Raw genomic sequence first — 14795 nt, 5'->3', positions numbered from 1 at the left:
AGGCTGCGCCGGAGCCGCGAGCGAGCTGAACGTTCGCTGACAACCTGAGGGTCCCTCCAGGTACACAGGTAACTCTTAGGCTGCTCGCAGCCTGGCGCGAGCCGGCTTCGCCAGGATGGGCCGCCATGAGACCGACTTTCGCGCTGGGCGGCCTCGCCCTCGCCGTGCTCGTGGCCGGGTCCGGCCTGGCGCTGGCGCTGCGCGACGACGCACCGCCCACCGTCCAGGTACGGCTCGCCGCCGCGCAGCGCGGCCAGGTCACGGCCACGGTCAGCGCGGCGGGCAACACCGTGGACGGCTCGCGCAGGGACCTGGCGTTCGGCTCTTCGGGGACGCTGACCAAGGTGTACGTCAAAGTCGGGACCAAGGTGACGAAGGGTCAGGTGCTGGCCAGGGTCGACGGGCGGTCGGCGCGGGAGGCGTACACGGCGGCCAAGGCCGATCTCGCCGCCGCCGAGGAGGCCCTGGAGGACGCCCAGGAGAAGGCGGCGTCCCCGACCACCGCCGCCAGCCCCGCAGCCTGTACGCCGTCCGGGAACGGCGCGACGCCGACCGCACCCACCAGCGGGACACCTGCTGGTTCGGCGACGCCCACCAGAGGTGCGACCCCCACGGGCGCGGCCACGGGTGCGGCCACGCCCACGGGCAGGCCGAGCGGTGGCGCGGTCGGCGGCAGCGGGGCGCTCGGGCCCACGGCGCCACCCACCCAGGGCGTGTCGTTGAGCAACGGGAGCCCGGCCACCGGCTCCACACCCCGCCCCACCAGCACGCCGACCTCCGTGCCCACGGACCCCGGCCCCACCGGCCCCGGGCCCGAGCCGCAGCCCACGGTCACCGTCACCGTGACGGCCACCGTCACCACGACCGTCACCGCCACCCCGACCGGCGACGCTCCCCAAGGCGGCACCCCGGGCGGGGGCTCGGACCAGTCCGGGAGCCGTCCCACCTCGGACGCCACGCCGTCCGCCACGAGCTCCGGCAAGCCGTCCACCAGCGCGAAGCCGTCGGCGACCGGCCGCCCCACGGGTAGCGGCAAGCCGTCGGCGAGAGCCAGCACCAGGCCGACCGGCGGCGCCGCCCGGCCGAACGCGCAGTCCTCCTGCAACCGCGGCACGGGCTCAGCGGGCCAGAGCCAGAGCCAGGCTCAAGCCCAGACTCAAGGCCAGGGTCAGGCTCAGGGGCAGGGCGGCGTCAGCGAGGAGCAGGCCGGCGCGAACGTGGACCGCGCGCAGGCCGCCCTCGAACAGGCCGCCGACGCCGTACGGGCGACCCGCATCGTGGCCCCCGCGGCGGGCACGGTGCTGTCGCTGGCGGGCGCGGTCGGCGACCAGGCGGGCACCGGCACCTTCGTCAGCCTCGGCGACCTCAACGAGCTGCAGGTCCAGGCCATGGTCACCGAGTCGGACGTGAACCGGCTCAAGCTCGGCCAGAAGGCCCGGATCACCCTGGCCACCCGAAACGGCCGGCAGTACGAGGGGACGATCACGGCCATCGCGCCGACCGCGACGGTGAGCGGCCAGCTCGTCCGCTACTCGGTCACCCTGGCCTTCGACGAGCCGCCCACCGGGCTCATGCTCGGGCAGACCGCCTCGGTGACGGTCACCACGGACACGGCCGCGGACGCGATCTACGTGCCCGCCTCGGCGGTCCGCAGCAGGTCGGACGGCGCTCAGGTGGTCACGGTCCGGGCGGGCGGACGGGACTCGGCGAAGGTGGTGCGGACGGGCGTCCGCGGCGACCAGTACGTGGAGGTGACCTCAGGGCTGCAGGAGAGCGACGAAGTGGTCATGTCGGGCGCCACGAACGGCGAGTTCCCGGACGCGAGCTGGCCCGGCGCCTGATCCCCCTGGAGCGGCGCTTAACCCCCTGGACCGGCGCCTGACCCCCTGGACCGGCCCGGCACCTCCTCTCCCGCCGGGTCCCGGGCAGGGCCGCACGTGGCGCGTGCCGCCCCGGCCCGGCGCGCCCACCGGCGGCGCCACCCGGCGCCTCCGGTGGGCGCGGCAAACGCGCCCGGGAGCACGGCCGGCCCGCCAGGCGTGTGCGCGGTTGAGGGGATTTTCAGGCTGCTCCCAGCAAACGTTCAGCCGACGCGCGGCGCGCCCGCCCGGCCGGCGGCCGCGGGACCGGTGGTCGCGGGGATCGTGAGCCGGTGAGCGGTCTTCGCCTGCGCGCCCCGCCGGGAGATGTAGTCCAATGTCCGGTAATCCACGGAAAGCTCATCCCGGGTCAGCCGCGCCATCAGATACCCCCGCCGCTGGTCGATGAAGGAGATGTGCGGGTTCTCCTGCAGCGCCTCCGCGATCCACGTCCGGTCCCGGTACCCGTCCCCGTCGCTCGCGATCGACGAGGCGATCAGCTCCTTGGCCACCACCGGCGAGTCCGGGTCGTCGAAGTCGGTCTTGAGCTCGGCCAGGTGGTGCATGTGCGCGTCCCCCGTCAGCACCACCGGGTTCTCGGTGCCCGCCAGCGACCCCAGCAGCCGGGTCCGCTCGGCGGCGTAACCGTCCCAGGAGTCCAGGTTCACCTCGCGCCCGGGCCCGACCTTGTAGTCGCGCTGCGCCATCATGATCTGCTGCCCCAGCAGGTTCCAGCGGGTGGTCGAGCCGCGCAGGCCGCTCTCCAGCCAGCGCCACTGGTCGGACCCGAGCAGCGTCCGCCCCGACGCCAGCCGGTCGTCGCACCCGGCCCGCACGCCGTCCAGGCACGCCTGGTCGTCGCGGAACTGCCGGGTGTCCAGCAGGTGGAAGCGGGCCAGCGTCCCCCAGGAGATCCGCCGGTTCACCCTGAGCACCGCCCCCTGGAGGCTGGCGCGGCGCAGCGGCATGTTCTCGTAGTACGCCCGGAACGCGTGCGTCCTGCGCGTGGTGAAGCCGGGCGCGTTCGTGCTGGAGACGGGCCCGGCCCAGTTGTTCTCCACCTCGTGGTCGTCGAACGCCACCAGCCACGGCGCCACCGCGTGCGCGGCCTGCAGGTCGTGGTCGCTCTTGTACTGGGCGTGCCGCAGCCGGTAGTCGGCGAGCGTCTCGCACTTGCCGGGCGTGTGGGTGCGTACGCGGCCGGCCAGCGCCGTGTAGCCGCTGGGGCCGTACTCGTACATGTAGTCGCCGAGGAACACCACCAGGTCGGGCTCCTGCTCGGCCAGGCGGCGGTAGGCCGTGTAGTAGCCGTGCTCGTAGTGCGCGCACGCCGCCACCGCGAAGTTGAGCGGCGTCTCCCCGGCGGGGGTCGTCCTGGTGCGGGCCGCCGGGGAGAGCCTGCCCTCGCTTCTGAAGCGGTAGAAGTACTCGCGCCCCGGCTCCAGCCCGTCCAGCTCGACGTGGACGCTGTGGGCGTCGCGCGACCTGGCGGTGGCCGTACCGGACCTGACGATCTTGGAGAAGCGCTCGTCGGCCGAGACCTGCCAGTCCACGTCCACGTCACGGGCGGGCATGCCGCCGCGGCCGTCGCCGGCCAGCGGGTCGAGCGCCAGCCTGGTCCACAGGACGAAGCCGTCGGCCGACGGGTCGCCGGAGGCCACGCCCAGCGTGAACGGGTCGGATCTGAGGGTTCTGGCCGCTGCCGCCGGTGTGGCGGTCTGGGGGAGGAGGAGTCCGGCTGTCGCCGCTGTCAGGAAGGCTCTGCGGTCCACGTTCACAGGTATGTCCGCCCGCGCTGACCCGGCCGTGACAGCCGAGTCAAGCACGGGTGAACAGCATCAGTCGTCCTGTTCGCGAGGTTTGGCCTCGGCCGATGACCTCACTGAGCGTTCATCCGATGGCTCTGTGAACGCCAGACAGCGTTCCGCGGAGCGTGGCCGCGTCCGTGAAGTGCACGCCGGTCATGCCCGCGCGCTCGGCGCCCTCGACGTTCTCCTCGCGGTCGTCGATGAAGACGACCTCGGACGGGTCGGCGCCCAGCGCGCGGGCCATCGCGTCGTAGATCTCCCGGTCGGGTTTGACCAGGCCCATCCTGCCGCTGTAGAAGCGGTGGCCGACCTCGGCGATCCAGGGCAGCTCGTCCAGGCCGTCGCCGACGCAGACGGGCATGTTGGACAGCAGCGCCACGTCACACCCGGCCCCGACCAGCTCGCCGAGCAGGGTGACCGTGCTCTCGTTCGGGTACGCCCAGCTCGCGACGTCCATGGCGACCAGGCGGGCGAGCTCGGACCGGGTGACGGGCCGGTCCAGCACGGCCGACCAGTAGTCCAGCGGGCCCAGGCTCCCCCGGTCGAACTCCAGGCGGTGCTCCCAGTAGCCGTGCCGGAACGCGTCCGGATCCGCGCCCACCGCCCGCGCCATGGCCTCGTTGTCGGACTCGAGCTGGGGCAGGCACAGCACGCCGCCGTAGTCGAACACAATCCACGTCATGCCAGGAATGGTCGCAGATGCGGGTCGAGCGCCGGGCAACCTAGGTACTTCTCGACCGTGTGAAAGTCGATCCAGTCCAGGTTGACCAGCTCTTCGGCGTCGATGCCGGTGAAGCTGACGGCCAGGTTGGGCGGGATGGCGGCGATGTCGTCCTTGTCGGCGATGTTCACCCAGCGCCTGACGCCCGGGGGGCGTTCGCCATGGCCGTTGATGGGGGCGGGCAGGAGGCGTTCGAAGACGACGTTGCGCATGCCGAGCGGGCTGCCCAGGGTGACCAGGAGGTCGATCCGGAGACTGGGGTCGCCCCACAGCGTCTCGTACGCGACCACGCTGCCGAGCGAGTGGGCGATCACCACCTTGGGCCGGTTGCGCCTGATCGTGTCGGCCACGGCCTGCCGGCACCTCTCGCGCCTGATCGCGTCCGTGAGGTACGCCGCCACCTCCGGCGCGAACAGCTTGGCGAACGCCGCCGACCTGCCGTCCAGCCGGTCGAGCAGCCAGCCGGTGAACGACTTGAGCGCCCCCGTCACGTGCTCCCCCACGCCCAGGTTCTTCGCCCAGGCGACGAGCACCTGCTGGATCTGGCCCTCCGTCACCGCTGCGGCCCTCGCCTCCTCCTCACCGCCCTTGCCGCTGTGCAGGTGGTGCGAGAAGTAGGCGACCTCGCTGAAGTACGGCCGCGCCTCGCCCCCGAGCGCCACCTGCAGATAGCGGTCCCACTTGACCCGCATGGCCTCGGCCGCCCCGGTCGCGGACCGCCCGGCCTCGAGGTAATAGTTGTACTTGCCGATCCCGTGCACGCCGACGATCGCGGTCACAGCGCCTCCCCACCCGTGATCTCCACGCGCGATGGTGGCACACGTCACTTGCAGTCCGCCATCGAGCGGATGGGGAAAATGCCGTTGCGCGCGGCATATATCACCCATTTACTGTTAATGCTGGTGAGAGAACAGGAGTCCCGCCCATGCCCGGCCCGCTGATCGTCAACGACTCGATCGTCATTCCCGACGTCGAGCTCGTCTGGCGTTTCTCACGTTCGTCGGGCCCCGGTGGCCAGGGCGTCAACACCACCGACAGCCGCGTGGAGCTCGTCTTCGACGTGGCCGCCAGCACCGCGCTGCCGCCCGCGCTGAAGGCCAGGGCGCTCGACCGGCTGGGCTCCCCGACGATCACGATCGCCGCCTCCGAATACCGCTCCCAGCTGCGCAACCGGGAGGCCGCGGCGCACCGCCTGGCCCAGCGCCTGCGCGAGGCCATCGCCCCGCCGCCGAAGCGCCGCCGCCCGACCAAGCCCAGCCGCGGCGCCGTCGAGCGCCGCATCGCCGCGAAGAAGCAGCGCTCCGACCTGAAGCGCCTGCGCCGCGAACCCTAGCGGGGCCGTGAGCCCCGACCGAGCCCTCAGCCCTGATCGGGCCCTGAGCCCTGGCCGATCAGGCGGGGCAGGTCCGTGATGGTGGTCGACAGGTAGTCCGCCACCGGCTCGGGGACCAGGTGCCGGGACGTGATCTCCGAACGGTTCAGCCGTACCCGCTCCACCTCGTACAGCCCCCGCGACGGGTCCTCGAACTCGGGCCCGTGCCGCAGCCCCGGATCCATCGCCACCAGGCGGCAGCCGTAGACGTGCTGCGTCTTGAGCTCGCCCTGCCACGGGTAGGACAGCGTGACCAGGGGCGTCACCGCCGAGACGGTCGCGCCCAGCTCCTCGAGCAGCTCCCGGTGCAGGGTGTGCTCCAGCGTGTCGTCCCCCGGTTCGACATGCCCTCCGGGGATGCTCCAATAGACGTCGCGTCCCGGAACCGTACGACGGAAGATCACCAGCCGCTCGTCGTGGTCGAGCAGGACACCGCGGACACTGGGTCGCATAGGGACACCCTATTTGACCGGTATGTCCTTCCGGTAGCCTAACCTACGGTACCGTAACCTGAAGGAGAAGATCTTTTATGGCGATGACTCAGACGGAGCTGCTGCACGAGCTGGAGCCCGTGGTGGCCGTGGAGCTCGACCGCCATCACACGATGGCGAAGGAGTGGTTCCCGCACGAGTACATCCCGTGGAGCGAGGGCCGCGACTTCGACGGCATCTACGGGGGCGAGGCGTGGCAGGAAGGCGACTCCAAGATCCCCGAGGCGGCTCGCATCTCGCTCATCGTCAATCTCCTGACCGAGGACAACCTCCCCAGCTACCACCACGAGATCGCCAGCACGTTCGGCCGCGACGGCGCCTGGGGCACCTGGGTGCACCGCTGGACGGCCGAGGAGGACCGCCACGGCACCGCGCTCCGCGACTACCTCACGGTCACCCGCGCCGTCGATCCCGTGGCGCTCGAGCGCGCCCGCATGCACCACATGGAGAACGGCTTCACCACCGAGTACGGCACCATGCTCCAGCAGCTCGCGTACGTCTCCTTCCAGGAGCTGGCCACCCGCATCGCGCACCGCAACACCGGCAGGGCCTCCGGCGACGAGGGCTGCGAGCGCCTGCTCGCCAGGATCGCCGCCGACGAGAACCTGCACATGCTCTTCTACCGCAACCTGCTCAAGGCCGCCTTCGAGCTGGACCCCAACCAGACCATGCGCGCGGTGACCGACGTCGTCACCACGTTCCAGATGCCGGGCTCGGGCATCGAGGGGTTCACCCGCAAGGCCATGATCATCGCGAACGAGGGCATCTACGACCTGCGCCTGCACCTGGACGACGTGCTGATGCCGGTGCTGAAGCAGTGGGCGGTGTTCGACAAGACCGGGCTGGACGCCGAAGGCGAGCAGGCCCGCGAGCAGCTGTCCGCGTTCCTGGCCAAGACCGAGACCACGGCCGCCAGGTTCGTCGAGCGCCGCGAGGAGCGCCGGGCGCGCGCCGCCGCCCGCTGACGAGCCATCGCCCCGCCCGCTGACGGACCCGCGCCGCCCGCTGACCGGGGCCCCCGAGGCACGTCGCTGACATGTGGCGAGGAGCGCCGCCGTGGAATGATCCTGCCCTATGGATCTCCCCACCCAGCTGCTCCTCAGCGTCTTCACGCTCCTGATGATCATCGGCCTGGCCACGGCGGCGCAGCGCCTGCTGGGCGTCAGGTTCGGCAGGCTGCGCACGTTCCTGGCCGCGCTGGTCGCCTTCGGGCTGGCGCAGCCGATGCTGGAGCCGATCCTGACCTCGCTCGGCCCCATCGGCCGCGAGAACCCGCCCGCCGCGCCGGCGCTGGGGATCCTGCTGCTCATCGTCATGAGCGTGGTGCTGATCCCCATGGTGATCCTGGTGATCGCCGAGGCACTGGTGCCGCCGGGCTCGGTGCCGGGGCCGCTGGAGCTCATCCGGTCCGTACGCGGCCGCCTCTCCCGGGCCAGGCGCTACTCGCAGATCACCAGGATCGCCATCAAGCACGGCCTCGGCCCGTACCTGCGCGGCCGGGGCGAGCGGCTCGACGACCGCCCCGGGAAGGTGCGTCTGGCCAGGTCGCTGCGCGAGGCCCTCGACGAGGGCGGCGTCACGTTCGTCAAGCTCGGCCAGGTCCTGTCCACCCGGCGCGACCTGCTGCCCGCCGAGTTCGTCGAGGAGCTGGGCCGGCTGCAGGACCAGGTCGCCCCGGCGCCGTGGCCGGAGATCGAGCCGGTGCTCGCCGCCGAGCTGGGCGGGCCGGTGGACGAGGCGTTCGCCGAGTTCGACCGGACGCCGCTGGCCGCCGCCTCCATCGGGCAGGTCCACGCCGCCCGCCTGCACTCGGGCGAGAGCGTCGTGGTCAAGGTGCTGCGGCCGGGCATCTGGCCGGTGGTCTCGAAGGACCTCGACATCGTCCGGCGGCTGGCGGCCACACTGGAGTCCAGGACCCGCTGGGGCCGCTCGCTCGGGCTGCGCGACCTGGCCGACGGGTTCGCGGCGGCGATCCGCGAGGAGCTCGACTTCCGGGTGGAGGCGGCCAACATGGCGGCCGTGACCGCCGGCGGCGGTGTCACGTACCCCGCCCCGATCAGCGCCATGTGCACCGAACGCGTGCTCGTCATGCGGCGCCTGACCGGCCGGCCCGTCACCGCCGCCGCTCCCGAGCAGGGCCCGCAGCTGGCCCGCGACCTGCTCGACTGCCTGCTCAGGCAGATCCTGATCGAGGGCGTCTTCCACGCCGACCCGCATCCCGGCAACCTCATGCTGCTCGACGACGGCACGCTGGGGCTGCTCGACTTCGGCGCGGTCGGGCGGCTCGACGACTCCGTGCGCTCGGCGCTGCGGCGCTTCCTGCTCGCCATGAACCGCCAGGACCCGCTGGGCGTCACCGACGCGCTGCTCGAGGTCGTGCCCAGGCCGGAGGACATCGACGAGGCCGCGCTCGAACGGGCGCTCGGCCAGTTCATGGCCAGGCACGTGACGGCCGGCATGGACAGCGCGCAGATGTTCACCGATCTGTTCAGGATCGTCTCGGCGTACGGGCTGTCGATCCCGCCCGAGGTGGCCGCCGTCTTCCGCGCGCTGGCCACGCTGGAGGGCACGCTCGTGCGCCTCTCCCCCGGGTTCGACCTCATCGGCGAGGCCCGGTCGTTCGCCGGCCGCCATCTCGCCGAGCGGATCACCCCGGAGACGATCAAGGAGTCCGCCACCCAGGAGCTGGTCGCGCTGCTGCCGATGCTGCGCCGCCTGCCGCGCCGTGTCGAGCGCATCGCGAGCGCCGCGGAGCACGGCCGGTTCTCCATGAACGTGCGGCTGCTGGCCGACGACCGCGACCGCCGCTACGTGACGGGCCTGCTCCACCAGGTGCTGCTGACGGTGCTCGGCGCCACGGCCGGGGTGATGGCGGTCATCCTCCTCGGGACGGCCGGCGGCCCGCCGGCGCTGGCGAACACCACGCTGTTCCAGCTCATCGGCTACAACCTGCTGGTGATCGCCGCCATCCTGGTGCTGCGCGTCCTGGCCCTGATCTTCCGCCGCCCGCGCGCCTCGGACGATCACCCGGCGCGGCGATAGGACGCGAACGGGCCCCAGTCGTGTCTTGACCCGGCACTGGTCTTGGACATCCGAGACATCGGGCAGGTTCCTGGAAACTTCGGAACCGCTCGGGAGCAGAGGGTGAAAATCATCGGGATCGCCGCCAGTCTCCACGCGGGGTCGTTTATCAACAAATTGCTGGACGCGGCGGGTGGCGAGCTGCCCGTGGGCGTCGACTTCGCGGTGTGGCCGGGGCTGGGCGAGATCCCCCCGTACGCGCACGGGCCGGTACCGGTCATGGCGCGCGAGCTCATCGGGCTGGTCGCCGCGTCCGACGCGGTGCTGCTGACCGCCCCCGAGCACAGCCTGCTGCCGGAGGAGCTGACGTACGCGCTGGACTGGATGTCGGCGCGCAACGGGCTGTCGGGCAAGCACGTGGCGGTGATGAGCGCGAGCGCGCGGGCGTGCGGCGCGATGTGGGCCCAGGCGGAGCTCTACAAGCACCTTCAGGCGGCGGGCGCCGTCGTGATGGGGGCCGAGCTGGTGATCTCGCCGGCCTGCCCGCACTTCGACAAGGACGGCCATCTCACGGATCCCGCCCTGCGCGCCCAGGTGCGCAGGGTGATCGGCCAGCTGTGCCCCTCCGAGGTCATGGAGCCCGCGCTCTCGCTCTGACCCTCCTCAGTCCGTCGCCGGCGACGCGTCGTCCGCCGGGCGGACGAGCTCGATCCGGTGGTCCTCGACCTCGCCGCTGTCGGCCCATCCCGTGGGCAGGGCCGTCGCCTGGGCGGCCAGGCGCAGCCGCATCCAGGTGAGGCCGGTACGGAATGTCTGCGGCAGGCTCCAGCGCAGCTCCGCGGTGGTGGCGTCCTTGGCGACCTGCGCGGTGGCCCGCTCGTCCGTGTCGAAGCGGCCGTCGTGGTCGGCGTCGATCCACCCGGTGAGGTACGCGGGCGACCCGGCCCGTACGGGCACCGTCAGCGTGCCGACCCGGTCCCGGACGGTGATCTCCGCCGGCGAGCCGGTCACGGCGTCGTCCTCGTCGGCGCTCACCTCGCGGGCCGCCGTGCTCACCTCGTCCAGATGGTCGGCGGTCACGGAGGCCCCCAGAAAGGAGTCGGTGATCGCATGGGAGGCCGCTCCGTATGAGGCGGGCGCGTCGGAGTCGTCCTCGGCCAGCGTGATCTTGAACGCGGCCCACAGCTGCGGGCCCGGGCCCCCGAGCGCGTAGCGCACGTCACGGGCGCTCAGCCGGATCGAGAACGCGGTGACGGTGCCCTTCACCTTGGCCGTGCCGCAGGTGTAGACAACCCCGCAGGTGGTGGACTTGACGGGACGGACCGCTTCCGGCTCGATCGAGTCCGCCGTGACCCGGTAGCCGGGGAAGCCGGCCGCCGCGGAGAAGGCGGGCGTGGCCGGGGTCCCGTCGACCAGGTCGATGGCGGGCCAGTAGTCGTCGCGGCCGCGCCTCGGGTCGCGCGACACGCCGCCCGTGCCGAACACGTGCAGGTGCGGGTCGCGTACCGGCCGGGAGAACGTGAACGTCAGCATGGCCACGCCGCCCCAGCCGCCGGGCCGGGCCGCGAAGTCCTCGTAGAGGTCCATGAATCCCGCCGTCATCTTGGCGTTGGCCGGGACGAGGAATTCGTCGTCGGGTGCAAACGTGCTCGCGGTCAGCACCTCGGCGGAGGCCACGCGCGTCTCCCCGATCATGGTCTTGCGCACGGTCACCGTCACGCCGGACGGCGTCCGCCCCGAGGCCGTCGCCGGCGAGTTGGTGAAGGACGACGGCGCGTCCTCGGCCACGGCCCCGGGGACGCCGGCGAACACCGTGACCACGCAGGCCAGCACCGCATGAAGAACCACTCTCGCTCCCCCCGAAGCGGCTCTGCCCGGATTCACGGCCGAGCTCCCCGCAGGCGGCCCACCAGTCCCCTGGTCACCCGGCGGGCGGCGAAGTCGCAGCCGCACACGAACCGCATGGCCGGTCCGAACGTCGCCGCCGCCGCGAGCCCGACCAGGTGCAGCCCCGCGACGGACGTCTCGAACGCGGGACCGAGCCGCGGCGCCGGACCGGGCGCCGCCACCGCGCGCCGCAGGTCCTCGTGGAGGATCCCGATCCTGGCCACGTCCACCCGGTAGCCGGTCGCCGCGATGACGTGCTCGGTCTCGAGCATGGTGACCGCTCCCGCGAGGTCCCGCAGCCGCAGCCGGACCCCGTCGCGGTACTCGGAGGCCGCCAGCCGCGCCCCCAGGGTCACCTGCACCGTGCCGTCGAAGCGCTCCTTCAGCCACCAGGATCCGGCCGGCCCGAGGGTGTTGCGCACGATGTGGGCGCGGGCCGCCCGCGGCAGGTGCCTGACCGCGTACGGCATCCGCGACCAGGCCACGGAGGGCCAGCCGCTCCCGAGCGAGGAGCGGGGCGCCAGCACGCGCGACATGACCGGGCGCCGTTCGACGGGCACGTCGTTCCAGGCCAGGGCGCCGGTGCGGGCGACGAGCCGGACGGCCGCCCCCGCCTCGGCCAGCAGCGTCGCGGTCTCCAGCGCCGACTGCCCGGCTCCGAGCACGGTCACGTCCCGGCCCGCGAACCCGCTCAGGTCATGGTGGTCGGAGCTGTGCGTGGCCACCTCCGGCGGCAACGCCGCCAGGGCGCGGGGCCGGTGGGCGAACGGCAGGAATCCCAGGGCCAGCACGACGGTCCTGGCCAGCACGGACGCGCCCGACGACAGGGAGAGCGCGAACAGCCCGCCCTCGACGCCGACGGCCGACACCTCCGTCTCCTCCAGCGCCCGGCCGACCGCCTGCTGACGGAACCACCTGCCGTAGGCGACGAACCTCTCCACCGGCACCGGCTCCCCGTAGGAGTACCGGTGGAAGGCGTCGAGGCCGTGTCTGCGATCCGGGTCGCCGAGATGGGACGCGTCCGGCTCGGACTTCAGCAGCATGCCTCTGGGCATGTGGCGTTCCCACGCCCGCATCGGCTCGCCGAACACCCGTGCGTCGAGCCCGGCGTGCAGCGCGTGCGCCGCCACCGACAGCCCGTACGGTCCGGCGCCCACGATCGCCACGTCGATGACCGAGGTAGGCACATTATCCTCCATTCGCCGTGCTAGGCCCGCTGCCGGGCCAGCCGGGTGAATCCGCGTTTCATCGCCTGCCTGGCCATGGCCACGAAGGGCCGGGGGTCGTCGGCGGACAGCCAGGCAAACTCGTCCGCCGAGCACAGGGCACGCAGGCTCTTCGGGCCCGCGGTGATGAGGTCGTAGTTCTCCACCACGTAGGTCCGGCCGTGACCGGCCCGTCCCCGGGGCGCGCGCCGGCCGGACAGGTGCAGGTGGGCGGCCCGTACCAGGTCCAGGCCGCTGCTGTCGCTGAACAGCCGGAACTGGGCGCCGAGCCGGGGGTTGAAGTCCAGCAGGTGGTAGGCGTCCCGGCCGGCGTCGTGGCGGAAGTCGATGTCCAGCACGCCGCGGTAGCCCAGCCTCTCCGCCAGTTCGCGGGCGGTGCCCTCCACGACGGGGTTGGGCAGCCACCGCCCGTAGGTGGTGAGCCCGGCGCCCTTGGGATGGGCGCGCTCCTTGCGTCCCGCGCCGCCGTACAGGCAGCGGGAGTTCTCGTCGAAGTAGCCGTGGAAGAACCAGTCCGCGTGCGGCCCGCCGGGCACGAAGCGCTGGAACAGCAGGTCGCAGCCCTCCACGTGCTGGAGCAGCCGGGGCACCTGGCCGGCCCGCCGCACCAGGCTGGTGTTGCGCAGCCCGACGCCGGCGGGCAGGAGCCACGGCTGCGCCCACTTGGCGACCAGCGGCAGCCCGAAGTCGGTGATGGCGTCCGCGGCGTCGCGTTCGCCGGTGATCAGCCGGGTCTCCGGCTGGACGACCCCGAACGCGGAACACAGCTGCGCCAGCAGGCTCTTGTCGGCGAGGGCGCGCGGCAGTCCGGGCACCTGGTCGGGGATGAGGTAGTGCGGGCGCAGCTCGGCCGCGTGCTCCGCGACGGCGATGGCGCCCGCGTCGTCCAGGGCCAGCAGGACGGCCGGGCGGCCGATGCTCTGGGCGACCTGCGTGAGCGTCCGCACGATGTCCCCGGGGTCCCCGCCGCGCGGCCACGCATGCGCGCGCGCCAGGTACTTGGAGCGGGAGGTCGGCGAGTCCGTCTCCCCGAGGAGCCCGTGCACCTCCACTCCGGCCCTGCCGAGGGAGCGAATGGCGCCGAGGGTCCCATGATGAAAGTTATTGGGGTCCAATCGCAGCACAAGCGCCGGGACAGTGCAATCGAGCATCTTCCTTCTCCTTCGCGAAAAGCTATAAATCAGGCAAATCGCGAGTCGGATATCCGGATTGCCGAAACATGGGGTATGGAGAAGGAAGGAGAGGCGAGAATCGGGGATGTGCGATCGTGGCAGGAACGAGATATCTGCGCTTTTCGCTCGCGATAATCACGGGTGCGGCGGTGGCATCGTTCGGTCTGGGCGCGACGGCGCCCGCTCCGGCGAGCGGTCCCGCGGCGCTGGGCGTCTTCCTCGCCTCCGACGCGCGCGGTCCCGAGCTCCTGACGGGCTTCGAGGCGTGGTTGGGGCTCAGGGTGACGGTCGGGCGCACCTATCTCCCCGGCGAACGCTGGAAGTCCCTCGAGGGGGGCGACTCCGAGATCCTCGACGCGTGGACGCGCTGGCGGGCCGCCCAGCCGGGCCGCGTCCTGGCGCTGAACGTGCCGATGGTCACTCCGAACGAGTCCATGATGTCCGACCGCACCGTGGCGCGACGACTGGCCAAGGGGGCGCACGGAGCCCACGACGGCCGCTTCAGGAAGCTCGCCGGGAAGCTGGTCTCCTCCGGCGCCGGTGACACCATCATCGTGCTCGGCTGGGAGATGAACGGCACCACCTACTCCAGCAGGTGCGGACCCGACCCGGAGACGTGGAAGCAGTACTGGCGGCGCATCGTGAAGACCATGCGCGAGACGCCCGGCCAGCGCTTCCGCTTCGACTTCGCCCCCAGCCGCGGGCTCGACGCGGTGCCCTGGACGCAGTGCTACCCGGGTGACGACGTGGTCGACATCATCGGCATGGACAGCTACGACCAGGGGCCCGGGCACGAGTTCGCCGAATACATCGACCAGCCGTACGGCCTGCGGGCGCACGCCGACTTCGCCGCCCAGCACGGCAAGCCCATCTCGTTCCCCGAGTGGGGGCTGTTCCGCAACGGCGACCGTCCCGCCTACGTCGAAGGGATGCTCGACTGGATCAGTACTCACAACGTGGTCTATCACTCGATCTCCGATTACTGTCCGCACGGCGTCTGGCAGTGTTCGTCGAACCCCGGCTCGTCGGAGGCCTTCCGCAGGCGGCTGCTGGAGCACGCCTCGCCGCCCAGCACGGCCAGCGTGTGCGTGGCGAGCCCGTCCAGCGCGCCGTCCACGCCGAACCCGGCCGCCAGCGTGGCGGCGGCCACCCCCTCGGCGCCGGCCAGCTCGGGCTGCCCGAGCCTGACCAGCAGCGCCTCGGCCAGCCCCACGCTGTCCTCCGGCTGAACGAGCGCG

Annotated in this window: 13 protein-coding genes; 6 read left to right on the top strand and 7 right to left on the bottom strand. The window is 72.2% G+C overall.

Annotated features, from left to right (window positions below; all coding sequences use genetic code 11):
* Positions 1 to 125 precede the first annotated feature (125 nt).
* Positions 126 to 1841 (top strand): efflux RND transporter periplasmic adaptor subunit, encoded by a 1716-nt coding sequence (locus tag AB0L65_RS19465; protein WP_364247083.1) that lies wholly within the window; start codon positions 126 to 128, stop codon positions 1839 to 1841.
* A 242-nt stretch (positions 1842 to 2083) separates the two neighbouring features.
* Here AB0L65_RS19465 and AB0L65_RS19460 read toward each other — a convergent pair whose 3' ends face one another.
* The 3 genes from AB0L65_RS19460 to AB0L65_RS19450 form a co-directional block, all read right to left on the bottom strand.
* Entirely contained in the window at positions 2084 to 3631 is a 1548-nt protein-coding gene (locus AB0L65_RS19460; protein WP_364247080.1) for an alkaline phosphatase D family protein, read from the bottom strand.
* A 118-nt stretch (positions 3632 to 3749) separates the two neighbouring features.
* Positions 3750 to 4349, bottom strand: coding sequence for an HAD family phosphatase (locus tag AB0L65_RS19455; RefSeq protein ID WP_364247077.1), 600 nt, complete (start codon positions 4347 to 4349; stop codon positions 3750 to 3752).
* Positions 4346 to 5167 carry a hypothetical protein gene (locus tag AB0L65_RS19450; RefSeq protein WP_364247074.1) on the bottom strand — a complete coding sequence of 274 codons (822 nt, stop codon included), beginning with the start codon at positions 5165 to 5167 and terminating at the stop codon, positions 4346 to 4348. Before AB0L65_RS19450 ends, AB0L65_RS19455 begins: the two co-directional genes overlap by 4 nt.
* A 146-nt stretch (positions 5168 to 5313) precedes the next feature.
* On the opposite strand from AB0L65_RS19450, the gene arfB reads away from it, so the two are divergent.
* On the top strand, positions 5314 to 5721 hold the full coding sequence (arfB, locus tag AB0L65_RS19445) for an alternative ribosome rescue aminoacyl-tRNA hydrolase ArfB (RefSeq protein WP_185073280.1): 408 nt from the start codon (positions 5314 to 5316) through the stop codon (positions 5719 to 5721).
* Between the two features lie 26 nt (positions 5722 to 5747).
* On the opposite strand, the gene AB0L65_RS19440 is transcribed toward arfB, so the two are convergent.
* Entirely contained in the window at positions 5748 to 6212 is a 465-nt protein-coding gene (locus AB0L65_RS19440; protein ID WP_364247072.1) for an NUDIX hydrolase, read from the bottom strand.
* Positions 6213 to 6289: 77 nt separating this feature from the next.
* Here AB0L65_RS19440 and AB0L65_RS19435 point away from each other — a divergent pair, with 77 nt between their 5' ends.
* The 3 genes from AB0L65_RS19435 (at position 6290) to AB0L65_RS19425 (ending at position 9929) form a co-directional block, all read left to right on the top strand.
* The gene (locus AB0L65_RS19435; RefSeq protein WP_364247069.1) at positions 6290 to 7216 is read left to right on the top strand and encodes an acyl-ACP desaturase; all 927 of its coding nucleotides are present in this window, start codon (positions 6290 to 6292) and stop codon (positions 7214 to 7216) included.
* A gap of 109 nt (positions 7217 to 7325) precedes the next feature.
* The gene (locus AB0L65_RS19430) at positions 7326 to 9293 is read left to right on the top strand and encodes an AarF/UbiB family protein (RefSeq protein WP_364247066.1); all 1968 of its coding nucleotides are present in this window, start codon (positions 7326 to 7328) and stop codon (positions 9291 to 9293) included.
* Positions 9294 to 9395: 102 nt separating this feature from the next.
* Positions 9396 to 9929, top strand: a complete 534-nt coding sequence (locus AB0L65_RS19425; protein WP_350726709.1) for an NAD(P)H-dependent oxidoreductase — start codon at positions 9396 to 9398, stop codon at positions 9927 to 9929.
* A 6-nt stretch (positions 9930 to 9935) separates the two neighbouring features.
* Here AB0L65_RS19425 and AB0L65_RS19420 read toward each other — a convergent pair whose 3' ends face one another.
* The 3 genes from AB0L65_RS19420 to AB0L65_RS19410 are packed head-to-tail and all read right to left on the bottom strand — an operon-like array spanning position 9936 to position 13431.
* A complete protein-coding gene (locus AB0L65_RS19420; RefSeq protein WP_364247063.1) occupies positions 9936 to 11120 on the bottom strand; it encodes a GEVED domain-containing protein in 1185 nt (394 codons plus the stop codon).
* Between the two features lie 32 nt (positions 11121 to 11152).
* Positions 11153 to 12346 carry an NAD(P)-binding domain-containing protein gene (locus AB0L65_RS19415; RefSeq protein ID WP_364247061.1) on the bottom strand — a complete coding sequence of 398 codons (1194 nt, stop codon included), beginning with the start codon at positions 12344 to 12346 and terminating at the stop codon, positions 11153 to 11155.
* 20 nt (positions 12347 to 12366) lie between these two features.
* On the bottom strand, positions 12367 to 13431 hold the full coding sequence (locus AB0L65_RS19410; protein WP_364247058.1) for an ATP-grasp domain-containing protein: 1065 nt from the start codon (positions 13429 to 13431) through the stop codon (positions 12367 to 12369).
* Positions 13432 to 13706: 275 nt separating this feature from the next.
* On the opposite strand from AB0L65_RS19410, the gene AB0L65_RS19405 reads away from it, so the two are divergent.
* Positions 13707 to 14786: a glycosyl hydrolase gene (locus AB0L65_RS19405; RefSeq protein WP_364247055.1), complete on the top strand. Its 1080-nt coding sequence runs from the start codon at positions 13707 to 13709 to the stop codon at positions 14784 to 14786.
* Positions 14787 to 14795: the final 9 nt, after the last annotated feature.

This window comes from Nonomuraea sp. NPDC052116 (genome assembly GCF_040680035.1).
Classification (GTDB): domain Bacteria; phylum Actinomycetota; class Actinomycetes; order Streptosporangiales; family Streptosporangiaceae; genus Nonomuraea; species Nonomuraea angiospora_A.
Note: the sequence above shows the minus strand (reverse complement) of the source record. Positions and strands in the feature narration are given on the sequence as shown.